The organism is Mesorhizobium sp. WSM4844 (assembly GCF_055811775.1).
The window spans coordinates 126,554-139,186 of record NZ_JBVVQB010000003.1 but is presented as its reverse complement, the minus strand read 5'-3'; the positions used below and the strand labels follow the sequence as shown (position 1 = coordinate 139,186).

Here is a 12,633-nt window from a genome sequence, read left to right as displayed (position 1 = left end):
TGGAAACCGGTTTTCGGCCAAGATCATGGTCAAACGAGAAGATACAATCGCATGCTGATTACCTGCCCCTATTGCGGCCCGCGCGACGTCATCGAGTTCACCTATCAGGGTGACGGCAACCGCGAGCGCCCTCAGCCTGCCTCGCAGGACCTCGATGCCTGGAACGCCTATGTCTATGACCGATTGAACCCGCCGGGTGACCACAACGAGATCTGGCAGCATTCCGGCGGCTGCCGTGCCCATCTCAGGGTCGTGCGCAACACGCTGACACACGAGATCTCCAGCGTCGCGTTCACGCGCGGCGACCACAAAGTGGCTGCCCGGCACAAGGCGGAGGGCAAGTCATGAGCCCGCGCCGCACCGATGCCGGTGGCCGGATCGACCGGCTGCGAACCATCCGGTTCACCTTCGACGGCGCGCCTTACACCGGCCATGCCGGCGACACCCTTGCCTCAGCGCTGCTGGCCAATGGCGTCACGCTGTTCGGACGCTCGTTCAAATATCACCGTCCTCGCGGGGTGCTGACAGCAGGCGTCGAGGAACCGAACGCCCTGGTGACGGTTTTGCGGGGCGAGGTTCGCGAGCCCAACATCGCCGCGACCATGGTCGAGATCCATGATGGGCTGACCGCCGTCAGCCAGAACCGCTTTCCATCGCTGGCCTGGGATGTCAGCGCCGCCAACCAGCTCGGCGGCAAGCTTCTGTCCGCCGGCTTCTATTACAAGACCTTCATGGGGCCCGCGATCGGCCCGCTGAAGAGCACGCGTTTCTGGAAGTTCTGCGAGCATTTCATCCGCCGCGCCGCCGGTCTCGGCCGCGCCGGGACCGCTGCCGACACGGCGCGTTACGAGCGCATGAACGCCTTCTGCGATGTGCTGGTGGTCGGTTCCGGTCCGGCCGGACTGATGGCCGCCAGGGCAGCCGCCGATCAGGGCGCGCGTGTCATCCTCAGCGAACTCGAACCGCATTTCGGCGGCTCGGCCAATTGGTCGGGCGAGACGATCGACGGGATGCCCGGGGCCGACTGGGCAGCGCGAGCCGCCGGCCAGCTCGAAGGCTATGACAATGTCCGCCTGCTGCCACGCACCACGGTCTGGGGCTATTACGACGGCAACACGCTCGCCGCGCTTGAACGGGTTGCCGACCACAAGGAGAGGCCCGGCAAGGGCGAACCACGCCATCGCTACTGGATCATTCGCGCCAAGTCGGTGGTGCTGGCCACCGGCTCCTTCGAGCGGCCGCTGGTGTTTCCGGGCAACGATCGGCCGGGAGTGATGCTGGCGCATGCCGCCGAACGCTACGCCAACGAGTACGGCGTGCTGGCGGGCAACAGGATCGCACTGTTCACCAATAATGACAGCGCCTATCGCTCCGCCCTGGCGCTGAAGAAGGCCGGTGCGGCGATTGTTGCGATCGTCGACGTGCGGCCGGAGCTTTCGAGCAGGATGCGCGAACTCGCCGATGAAGCGGAAGCCAAGATCCTTTTCGGTCACGCCGTGGTCGCCACCGAAGGCGGCAAGGCGCTGTCCGGCGTCAAGGTGCAGCGCTTCGACATGGTCAACGGCGCGCTTGCCGGCGAGGCGCGCAGCATTCAAGCCGACTGCCTGCTGATGTCGGGAGGCTGGTCGCCGACCATCCATCTGGCCAGCCAGGCCGGCGCCAAGGCGGAATGGAATGCCGCCAGACAAGCCTTCCTGCCACCGAAGCAAACCCAGCAATGGCCAACCCAGCAATGGATTGGCGCCGGCGCTATCACCGGCAGCTTTTCAACCGCCGAGGCAATCGCCGAAGGCCGCGCCGCCGGGCTTTCGGCGGCAGGTGGAACAGGCGTGCCTACGGCCCTGCCGGTCGTCGAAGCCGCACCCGGCGGTCCCGACCCGGCGCCGGTGTTCGAGATCAGGGCCAATGGAAAAAGCTTCGTCGATTTCCAGCACGACGTGACCGCGGAGGATGTACGGCTTGCACATCGCGAAGGCTTCGTCTCGGTCGAGCATCTGAAGCGCTACACCACGCTCGGCATGGCGACCGACCAGGGCAAGAGTTCCAACATATCCGGCCTCGCCATCATGGCCGAGGCGCTGGGCAAGCCGATTCCCGAAGTCGGCACGACACGCTTTCGCCCACCTTTTTCGGCCGTGTCGATCGGCTCACTCGCCGCCGAGCGTTTCGGCGACCTGAGGCCCCAACGGTTGACGCCGATGCATGACTGGCACGTCGCCAACGGCGCGACCATGTATTCGGCCGGCCTCTGGTATCGCCCGATGATTTATGGCCATCCCGGCGAGACAATCGAGCAGGCCTATGTGCGCGAAGCCAGGGCGACGCGGGAGAGCGCCGGCATCGTCGATGTCTCGACGCTGGGCAAGATCGCCGTGCAGGGCCCGGACGCGGCGGAATTCCTCGACCGGGTTTACACCAACATGTTCTCGACATTGGCCGTCGGCAAGGCCCGCTACGGGCTGATGCTGCGCGAGGACGGCCTCGCCTTCGACGACGGCACGACGTGGCGGCTCGGCGAACAGGACTTCCTGATGACCACCACCACCGCCAATGCCGGCAAGGTGATGCAGCATCTGGAGTATTTCCTCGACGTCATCTGGCCGGAGCTGAGGGTCCATGTCACCTCGGTGACCGACGAATGGGCGGGTGCGGCGATCGGCGGGCCTAGGGCGAGAGAGATCCTTGCTGCTTGCGTCACCGGCACCGCCGTCGACAACGCAACCCTGCCTTTCATGGGCATCGTGCACGGCAAGATATCAGGCGTGCCGGTGATGATCTGCCGGCTTTCCTTCTCCGGCGAAATGGCCTTCGAAGTCTACTCCGGCGCCGGCTACGGCGCCCCTGTCTGGGAAGCCTTGATCGAAGCCGGCAAGCCGTTCGGACTGGTGACCTACGGGCTTGAGGCGCTTGGCACGTTGCGCATCGAGAAAGGTCACGTCACCGGCGCCGAGATCGACGGCCGCACCAGCGCACGCGACCTGCATCTCGACTGGATGCTGTCCAGGAAGAAGCCCTTCATCGGCTCGGCGATGATGGATCGCGAGGGCCTGATCGCGCCCGGCCGCCTGGAACTCGTCGGCCTGATTTCGCTGGACAACCAGCCGCTCAACGGCGGCGCCCACATCGTCGAAGCGCTCGACGAAGCCAATCCGCACAATTCCATCGGCCACATCACCGCTTGCTGTTATTCGCCGGCGCTCGGCAAGTACATCGCGCTCGCTCTGGTCAAGGACGGCAAGGCACGGCGCGGCACGCGCGCCCATATCTCCGATCCTCTGCGCAACCGGTTCGGCCCGGTCGAGATCGTCTCCAATCACTTCTTTGATCCGGACGGGAGCCGCATGCATGGTTGAGCGCCAATCCCCGCTTGAGCTGGAGCTGCGCACCGGCTCGCATGGCGATTTCGAACACGGCATCGAGGTCATCCTCTCCGAAACCAGGCCGGGATCGATCCTGCAGCTCGCAGCCTGGCCGGGCCAGGAGAAGGCGTTGATAGCAGGCATTCGCACCGTTACCGGCCTTGCGCTGCCCGACGGCGCTGGCGCCGGCAGCACCAACGGCGTGAGGTCGGTGTTCGGATTTGCACCGGGAAAATTCACCGTGGTCGACGAGGCCGAGGGCCTGGCATCGGCCTTTGCCAATGTCGTCACCCCTGATATCGGCACCGTGACCGACCTGTCGCACGGCCGCACCGCGATCCGCATCGCCGGACCGAAGGCCGAATGGGTGCTGGCAAAGTTCTTCGCCATCGACTTCGCGCTGCCGGCCTTCCCGGTCGGTGCCGGCCGCTCGACCATGCATCATGATGTCTTCGCCCAGATCCAGCGCACCGGCACCGACCAGTTCGACATCTATGTGTTCCGCTCGTTTGCGCGCTCGTTCTGGAAGGCGCTCTGTCACTCCAGCGAGGAAGTCGGCTACGAAGTGCAGTAGACCGACGCGGCGCGTCGTCACCTCACGTGGCGAACGTCACCCACTCTTCCAGCGGCGCGCGGTCGGTGCGGAACGCGTTTTCGGGCTTGGATGTGTCCTCACGGCCAAGCGCCATGCCACAGACGACGATCTCCTCGTCGGGAATGTTGAGCACCGGCCTGATCTGCTTGTGATAGGGTGCAAAGGCCGCCTGCGGGCAGGTGTGCAGACCCCTGCCCCGCGCCGCCACCATGATGTTCTGCAGGAACATGCCGTAATCGATCCACGAGCCCTTGTTCAGCCGCCGGTCAACGGTGAAGATCATGCCGACCGGCGCGTCGAAGAAGACGAAGTTGCGGTCGTGCTGCGCGCGCATCCTGTCGACCTCACGCCGGCCGATGCCGAGCACGCTGTAGAGGCCGAAGCCGTTGGCCCGCCGCCGGGTCAGATAGGGCTCGAAGAACTGGTCGGGATAGTAGCGATACTCGTCCCACTCGGCCTTTTCGGCACGGATGCCGGAGTTGAGGATGGCGTCGGTGATCCGCTGCTTGACCTCGCCCCTGGTCACGTAGACCCGCCAGGGCTGCATGTTGGTGCCCGAAGGCGCACGCGCGGCAACGGCGAGTATGGCGCGGATCGTCTCATCGTCGACCATGTCGGGCAGGAACGCCCGCACCGAACGGCGCGACGTGATCGCCTCGTCGACGATCGCCGCGCCATCCGTAATCTTAGTCCTGTTTTCCAGCATGGGCGTCCCTTTGCGCGTGCCCCGGAAACCGGAATCGATTCCGGAAAGGATACATGCGCCGTCTAGAAATGAGAGAGCACCATTGCGGTCCAATTTGACGCATGGCGCTCTAACGCAAGCCTCGACCGGACGCCCTCACTCGCCGTTCGTGGCCGAGCCTTTGCCTGAACCGTCAAAACGGCGCAAGCAAATCTTGTGGCCTCATGAAAATTCTCTTGATTTTTTCACGAACCTGACCCCTGATGAAATTTGCCCTCAATTTTTTACCAAGGGGGACTTTTCACCAGACAGATTTTTACCGAGAAAAAAGCTTTGACCTCAACCGCCGTCAGATCGGAGCAGGAAACCCGCGAACGGCTGCTGGCCGGCGATATCAGGGCGCTGCGCAGGGCGCGCGGGCTGACGCTTGCCGAGACCGGCCTGAAGCTCGGCCGCTCGGTCGGCTGGGTCAGTCAGGTCGAGCGCGGCCTGTCGATACCGTCGCTTAGCGATCTCAGAGGCTTCGCGGAATTGTTCGGCGTGCCGGTCAGCCTGTTCTTCAGCCACGATGTGCCCGTCGAGAACGAGCGCGGCGTGGTCGTGCGCGCCGGCAGCCGCCGCACGCTTGGCACAAGCGATTCCGGCTTGGTGGAGGAGCTTCTTTCGCCCGATCTCGGCGGTAGCTTCGAGATGCTGCGTTCGGTCTTCGCGCCGGGTGCTGAACTGAAGACCGAAGCCCGCCGGCCGACGGAGGAAGCCGGATATGTCGCTTCCGGCAGCTTCGACATCGAGATATCAGGCGTCTGGCACCGGCTTGGCGAAGGTGACTCGTTTCGCTTCGACGGCAAGCCATTCCGCTGGCGCAATCCCGGTGCGGAGCCGGCGGTGGTCATCTGGGTGGTTTCGCCACCTGTCTACTAGAGGTCTGGAGAAGAGTATGGCCGGTTTGCCGACTACGGCACGTGTGGTGATCATCGGAGGCGGTGTCGTCGGTGCGTCGGCGCTCTACCATCTCGCCAAGGCGGGCTGGACCGACTGCGTGCTCCTGGAAAAGAACGAGCTCACCTCCGGCTCGACCTGGCATGCGGCCGGCAACGTGCCGACCTTCTCCTCGTCATGGTCGCTGATGAACATGCAGCGCTATTCGACCGAACTCTATCGCGGGCTGGCCGATGCGGTCGGCTACCCCATGAACTACCATGTCACCGGCTCGCTCCGGCTGGCCCATACGGCAGAGCGCATGCAGGAGTTCCAACGCGCCAAGGGCATGGGCCGCTACCAGGGCATGGACATCGATGTGGTCGGCCTCGACGAGATCAAGCGCCGCTACCCGTTCATCGAAACGCATGATTTGAAGGGCGCGCTCTACGATCCGAGCGACGGCGACATCGACCCGGCGCAGTTGACCCAGGCGCTGGCCAAGGGCGCCCGCGACCTGGGTGGGAAGATCATTCGCTTCTGTCCGGTCACCGGCGTGCGCCGCGACAAGGACGAGTGGGTGGTCGAGACCGCTCAGGGCGAGATCCGCTGCGAGATCGTCGTCAACGCCGCCGGCTACCGTGCGGCCGAAGTCGGCAGGATGTTCGGCCGCGACGTGCCGATGATGGTGATGAGCCATCAATATATCCTGTTCGAGGAAATCCCCGAACTGGCCGCGTGGTCGAAGGAGCAGGGCAAGAAACTGCCGCTGCTGCGCGACGTCGACACCTCCTATTATCTGCGCCAGGAAAAGAACGGCATGAATCTCGGCCCCTATGAGCGCAATTGCCGTGCCCATTGGGTCGGCCACAACGATCCGATGCCAGACGATTTTTCGTTCCAGCTGTTCCCCGACGATCTCGACCGGCTCGAGGACTATCTGGCCGATGCCGTCGCCCGGGTGCCGATTCTCGGCACCGCCGGCCTGTCCAAGGTCATCAACGGTCCGATCCCCTACGCGCCGGACGGCAACCCGCTGATCGGCCCGATGCCCGGCGTGCCGAACGCCTTCGAGGCCTGCGTCTTCACCTTCGGCATCGCCCAGGGCGGCGGCGCCGGCAAGGTGCTGGCCGAATGGGTGACTGAAGGCCAAACCGAATGGGACATGTGGTCCTGCGATCCGCGCCGCTTCACCGGCTTTGCCTCGGCCCCGGATTACTGCGTCGCCAAGGGCATGGAAATCTACGGCAACGAATACGCCATCCAGTTCCCGCGCCATGCCTGGCCGGCAGGCCGCGACCGCAAACTGTCGCCGATCCATAATCGCATCAAGGCGCTCGGCGCTTGCTTCGACGCCTATAATGGCTGGGAGCGCGCCACCTGGTACGCGCGGGCCGGCGACGACGTCTCGGAAACCGCGACGCTGACCTTCCGCCGCGACGGGCCGTGGCAGCATCGCGTGCGCGAAGAATGCCTTGCCGTGCGCGATGCCGCCGGCATTTTGGACCTGCCCGGGTTCTCCCGCTTCAATCTCGACGGTCCGGGCGCGGCCGACTGGTTGAGCCAACAGATCACCGGCCTGGTGCCGAAACCCGGCCGCATCGGCCTCGTCTATTTTGCCGACGACAAGGGCCGCATCGTCACCGAAATGTCTGTCGTTCGCCACGACGAGAATTTGATGACGCTGATCACCGCCGCGGTGGCGCAGTGGCACGATTTCGAATGGCTGAAATGCCGCATGCCGAAGGACGCCTCGTTCAGGCTGGTCGACAGGACCGAGGAATTCTCAACGCAGATCCTCGCCGGGCCCAATTCGCGAAAAATCCTCGCCGATGTCTGCGCCGCCGACCTTGCTCTGCCCTGGCTGACCTACCAGGAGACGACAATCGCCGGCCGTTGGGCAAGGCTGTTGCGCGTGTCCTTCGCCGGTGAACTCGGCTGGGAAATCCACACCAGGATCGACGACACCGCCGCCATCTTCGACGCCGTCTGGGCGACCGGGCAGAAGCACGGCCTGAAACCGTTCGGCATGTACGCGCTGGATTCATTGCGGCTTGAAAAATCCTATCGCGCCTGGAAAGGCGACCTGTCGACCGACTATTCGATCCTGCAGGGTGGGCTGGAGCGTTTCGTGAAATGGGACAAGCCGGATTTCCGTGGCAAGGCGGCGCTGCAAAACGAGAAGCAGCAGGGCGTGAAGAAGCGCTTTGTCACGCTGGTCGTCGAAAACCCCGGCGACTGCGACGCGCCAACCATGTCGACGCTGTGGCATAACGGCCGGATCGTCGGCGAGACGACGTCCGGCGGCTGGGGTCATCGCATCGACAAGTCGATCGCGCTCGGCATGCTGCGCGCCGACCTGACTGAGCCGGGAACTGCGGTCGAGGTCGAGATCTTCGGCGAACGCTTCAAGGCGGTCGTGCAGAAGGACGAACCGCTGTGGGATCCAAACAACGAGAGGTTGCGCGCATGAATTCAGTCATTCTCACCGACGGCGGCATGGGCCAGGAACTGGTCCGCCGCAGCAGCTCCGATCCCACCCCTCTATGGTCGGCCAGGGTGCTGATCGACGAACCGGACCTGGTGCGCGACCTGCATGCGGAGTTCATTCGGGCCGGCGCCCGCGTCATCACCATCAACACCTATTCCGCAACCCCCGAGCGGCTGGCACGCGAGGGCGCGCAAGAGCTGTTCAAGCCGCTGCAGCAGCGCGGCATAGAACTGGCAAGGCAAGCGCGCGACCAGGCCGGCGACGCGGCAATCGCCGGCTGCCTGTCGCCGCTGTTCGGCAGCTACGCACCGGCCCTGACGATATCCTTCGAGGATACGCTCGACATCTACCGCCGCATCGTTGCCGAGCAGGCCGACGGTGTCGATCTGTTCCTGTGCGAGACCATGGCGTCGGCCGAGGAGGCGCGCGCGGCTGTCACCGCCGCGTCGGAAAGCGGCAAGCCGGTGTGGGTGTCGTGGACGCTCGCCGATCACGGCGCGCCGCGGCTGCGCAGCGGCGAAACCATAGCGGCGGCAGCAAGAGCTCTCGATGGCCTGCCGGTCGCAGCCAGGCTGATCAATTGCTGCCGGCCCGAAGCCATTGCTGCAGCGCTGCCCGAACTGATCGCTCTCGGCGGGCCGGTTGGCGCCTATGCCAACGGCTTCACCTCGGTCGAGGCGCTCAAGCATGGCGGAACGGTGGAAGTGCTGCACGCCCGCCACGACCTCGATCCGGATGCCTATGCCGACCAGGCGGTCGGCTGGGTCGAGGCCGGCGCCGACATCGTCGGCGGTGCTGCGAAGTCGGGCCGCCTCATATCGCCGCCCTGCGTGACCGGCTCGAACAGGCTGGCTACGAAATTTCAGGAGTAGCATAATGCCCAGACCGTCATCGCGCATTTCCGGCATCGTGCCTTCCGGCAAGGACGGCTGGGAGGTCCATATCGCCGCCTGGACGCGCAAGCATGCCGGCGAGGACATCATCATGCTGTCGGTCGGCGACCATGATTTCGACACGCCGACGCAGACGATCGAAGCCTGCGTGACCGCGGTTCGCGCCAGCAATCACCATTATACCCCGCTTGCCGGCATTCCGCGCCTGCGCCAGGCCATGGCGGCGGCCTCGACCGCCTGCACCGGCGTTACGACCAACCCCGACCAGGTCATCGCCACACCGGGCGGGCAGGCGGCACTTTACGCGGCGGTGCAGGCCGTTCTCGACCAGGGCGACCATGCCATTGTGGTGGCGCCCTATTACGCGACCTACCCCAACACCTTCAGTGCGGCGGGCGCCGATTTCACCGTGGTCGAGACACCCGCCGAGGATGGTTTCCAGCCGCGCGCCGCCGACATTCGCGCAGCACTTCGGCCGAACACCCGCGCCATCCTGATCAACACGCCGAACAACCCGACGGGTGCCGTCTATTCGCGCCAGCGGCTGGAAGAGCTGGCGCAGATCTGCCGGGAGCATGACCTCTGGCTGCTGTCGGACGAGGTCTATTGGACGCTGGGCGGCGGCGAGCACGTCTCGCCGCGTTCGCTGCCAGGCATGGCGGAACGCACGCTGGTCATCAATTCCATGTCGAAGAGCCACGGCATGACCGGCTGGCGGATGGGCTGGCTGAGCGGGCCCGAACAGATGATCTCGCTGCTGACCAACCTCAATCTGGTGACCACCTACGGCCTGCCGGCGTTCATCAGCCTCGCTTGCGCCGAGGCGCTGGAAAACGGCTACGGCGTCAAGGAGATCGCCGAACGCTATGCCGCACGGCGCAGCGTCGTCCTCGATGCCATGCGCGGCATGAACAACGTCACCGTGCGCGGCTCCGAAGGCGGCATGTATGTCATGCTCGACATCTCGGCTCTCGAGCCGGACGACGAGAAATTCGCCTGGGCTCTGCTCGACAAGGAAAAGGTCGGCGTCATGCCGGGCTCGAGCTTCGGCGAGGCCGCCGCCGGCCATATTCGCGTCAGCCTCTGCCAGCCCGAGGCGGTGCTTCTGGAAGCAACCCTTCGCTTGCGCCGCTTCGTTTCCAGCTATCGCCGTGAGGCCGCATGAGCGCCCCGTCTCCCAAAACCATTCCTCCCAAAGCAAGGGCCGTCATCATCGGCGGCGGCGTTTCAGGCTGCTCGGTCGCCTATCATCTGGCCAAGCTCGGCTGGACCGACATCGTGCTGCTCGAGCGCAAGCAGCTGACATCGGGCACGACATGGCACGCCGCCGGCCTGATCGGCCAGTTGCGCGGTTCGCAGAACATGACGCGGCTGGCGAAATATTCGGCCGACCTCTACGTCAGGCTGGAGGCCGAGACCGATGTCGGCACCGGCATGCGCCAGGTCGGTTCGATCACCGTGGCGCTGACCGAGGAACGCAAGCACGAGATTTATAGGCAGGCGTCGCTCGCCCGTGCCTTCGATATCGACGTGCGCGAGATTTCGCCAAACGAAGTCAAGCAGATGTACCCGCATCTTAATGTTTCCGATGTGGTCGGCGCCGTGCATCTGCCGCTCGACGGCCAATGCGACCCGGCCAATATCGCCATGGCGCTGGCCAAGGGTGCGCGCCAGCGCGGTGCGACAATCGTCGAGAATGTGAAGGTCACCAAGGTTCACACCAGGAATGGCTGCGTCACCGGCGTTTCCTGGATGCAGGGCGACGAGCAAGGCATGATCGAGGCCGATGTCGTCGTCAATTGCGCCGGCATGTGGGCACGCGAGCTTGGCGCCCAGAACGGCGTCAGCATCCCGCTGCATGCCTGCGAGCATTTTTATCTCGTCACCGAACCGATCCCCGGCCTGACCCGGCTGCCCGTGCTGCGCGTGCCGGACGAGTGCGCCTACTACAAGGAAGATGCCGGCAAGATGATGCTCGGCGCCTTCGAGCCGGTGGCCAAGCCGTGGGGCATGGACGGCATAAGCGAAGATTTCTGCTTCGACCAGTTGCCCGAGGATTTCGAACATTTCGAGCCGATCCTCGAAATGGGCGTCAACCGCATGCCGATGCTGGCCAGCGCCGGCATCCACACTTTCTTCAACGGCCCCGAGAGTTTTACGCCTGATGATCGCTATTATCTCGGCGAGGCGCCGGAGCTTTCCGGCTACTGGATGGCGACCGGCTACAACTCCATCGGCATCGTCTCCTCAGGCGGCGCCGGCATGGCGCTGGCGCAATGGATCAACGATGGCGAAGCACCCTTCGATCTGTGGGAGGTCGACATCCGCCGCGCCCAGCCGTTCCAAAAAAACCGCCGCTATCTCAGAGAGCGCGTCTCCGAGACGCTCGGCCTGCTCTACGCCGATCATTTTCCCTACCGGCAGATGGCGACCTCTCGGAACGTCAGGCGCTCCCCGCTCCATGAACATCTGAAGGCACGCGGCGCGGTGTTCGGCGAGGTTGCCGGCTGGGAGCGGGCCAACTGGTTCGCGCGTGAAGACCAGGAGCGCGAGTACCGCTATTCCTGGAAACGGCAGAACTGGTTCGACAACCAGCGCGACGAACATCTGGCGATCCGAAACGGCGTCGGCCTGTTCGACATGACTTCGTTCGGCAAGATCCGTGTCGAGGGCCGCGATGCCTGCGCCTTCCTGCAGAGGCTTTGCGCCAACGACATGGAGATGGCGCCGGGCAAGATCGTCTACACCCAGATGCTCAACCAGCGCGGTGGCATCGAGAGCGACCTTACCGTCTCGCGGCTGTCTGAGACCACTTTTTTCCTCGTCGTACCGGGCGCCACGCTGCAGCGTGATCTCGCCTGGCTGAAAAAGCATCTCGCCGATGAATTCGTCGTCATCACCGATGTCACCGCTGCCGAAGCCGTGCTCTGCCTGATGGGCCCGGATTCGAGGAAGCTGATACAAAAGCTGAGCCCGAACGATTTCTCCAACGAAACCAATCCGTTCGGAACGTTTCAGGAGATAGAAATCGGCATGGGGCTGGCCCGCGCCCATCGCGTGACCTATGTCGGCGAACTCGGCTGGGAGCTTTATGTCTCGACCGACCAGGCCGCACACGTGTTCGAGGCGATCGAGGCGGCCGGCGCCGATGTCGGCCTGAAGCTTTGCGGCCTGCACACGCTGGATTCCTGCCGCATCGAAAAGGCCTTCCGGCATTTCGGCCACGACATCACCGATGAGGACAATGTGCTGGAGGCAGGCCTTGGCTTCGCGGTGAAGACTGCCAAGGGCGATTTTCTTGGCCGCGACGCCGTGCTGAGGAAAAGAGAAACCGGATTGAACCGGCGGCTGGTGCAATTCCGCCTGAAAGACACGCAACCCTTGCTCTTCCACAACGAAGCGATCCTGCGCGACGGCAAGATTGTCGGCCCGGTCACCTCGGGCAATTACGGCCATCATCTCGGCGGCGCTATCGGCCTCGGCTACGTGCCGTGCCAAGGCGAGAGCGAGGCGGATGTGCTGTCGTCTTCCTATGAGATCGAGATCGCCGGCGAGCGCTTCGCCGCGGAAGTGTCGCTGAAGCCGATGTATGATCCGAAAGCGGAACGGGTGCGGATGTAGGGCGCCCTTCCCTTCTCCCCTTGTGGGAGAAGGTGGCCGAGCGAAGCTCGGTCGGATGAGGGGTGTTCCAG

The 12,633-nt window shown here is 64.3% G+C and carries 8 protein-coding genes and 1 pseudogene; 8 read left to right on the top strand and 1 reads right to left on the bottom strand.

The genetic code is table 11. The features are described 5' to 3' along the window. The first annotated feature begins 51 nt into the window (after positions 1-51). From AC0L2A_RS04365 to AC0L2A_RS04355, 3 genes are read left to right on the top strand one after another with little or no spacing between them, the layout of a single operon-like run. Positions 52-348 (top strand): sarcosine oxidase subunit delta, encoded by a 297-nt coding sequence (locus tag AC0L2A_RS04365; protein WP_473607719.1) that lies wholly within the window; start codon positions 52-54, stop codon positions 346-348. Then, positions 345-3,353 carry a sarcosine oxidase subunit alpha gene (locus AC0L2A_RS04360; RefSeq protein WP_473607718.1) on the top strand — a complete coding sequence of 1,003 codons (3,009 nt, stop codon included), beginning with the start codon at positions 345-347 and terminating at the stop codon, positions 3,351-3,353. The genes AC0L2A_RS04365 and AC0L2A_RS04360 overlap by 4 nt, the downstream gene beginning before the upstream one ends. Beyond that, on the top strand, positions 3,346-3,933 hold the full coding sequence (locus AC0L2A_RS04355; protein ID WP_473607717.1) for a sarcosine oxidase subunit gamma: 588 nt from the start codon (positions 3,346-3,348) through the stop codon (positions 3,931-3,933). Before AC0L2A_RS04360 ends, AC0L2A_RS04355 begins: the two co-directional genes overlap by 8 nt. A 22-nt stretch (positions 3,934-3,955) precedes the next feature. Here the strand turns inward: AC0L2A_RS04355 and AC0L2A_RS04350 are convergent, their stop codons facing one another. After that, the gene (locus AC0L2A_RS04350; RefSeq protein WP_091594418.1) at positions 3,956-4,660 is read right to left on the bottom strand and encodes a nitroreductase; all 705 of its coding nucleotides are present in this window, start codon (positions 4,658-4,660) and stop codon (positions 3,956-3,958) included. A 312-nt stretch (positions 4,661-4,972) separates the two neighbouring features. Between AC0L2A_RS04350 and AC0L2A_RS04345 the strand changes: the two genes are divergently transcribed. The 5 genes and pseudogenes from AC0L2A_RS04345 to AC0L2A_RS04325 all read left to right on the top strand — a co-directional run bounded on the left by AC0L2A_RS04345 (position 4,973) and on the right by AC0L2A_RS04325 (position 12,562). Then, complete coding sequence (locus AC0L2A_RS04345) at positions 4,973-5,560, top strand: helix-turn-helix domain-containing protein (RefSeq protein WP_473607716.1); 588 nt, start codon at positions 4,973-4,975, stop codon at positions 5,558-5,560. Positions 5,561-5,576: 16 nt separating this feature from the next. Continuing rightward, positions 5,577-8,030 (top strand): GcvT family protein, encoded by a 2,454-nt coding sequence (locus tag AC0L2A_RS04340; protein ID WP_473607714.1) that lies wholly within the window; start codon positions 5,577-5,579, stop codon positions 8,028-8,030. Continuing rightward, positions 8,027-8,925, top strand: a pseudogene (locus tag AC0L2A_RS04335) (homocysteine S-methyltransferase family protein). The gene AC0L2A_RS04340 and the pseudogene AC0L2A_RS04335 overlap by 4 nt, the downstream one beginning before the upstream one ends. Then, positions 8,925-10,106: a pyridoxal phosphate-dependent aminotransferase gene (locus AC0L2A_RS04330; RefSeq protein ID WP_473607713.1), complete on the top strand. Its 1,182-nt coding sequence runs from the start codon at positions 8,925-8,927 to the stop codon at positions 10,104-10,106. Before AC0L2A_RS04335 ends, AC0L2A_RS04330 begins: the two are co-directional and overlap by 1 nt. Next, positions 10,103-12,562 carry a GcvT family protein gene (locus AC0L2A_RS04325; protein ID WP_473607711.1) on the top strand — a complete coding sequence of 820 codons (2,460 nt, stop codon included), beginning with the start codon at positions 10,103-10,105 and terminating at the stop codon, positions 12,560-12,562. Before AC0L2A_RS04330 ends, AC0L2A_RS04325 begins: the two co-directional genes overlap by 4 nt. Positions 12,563-12,633 lie beyond the last annotated feature (71 nt).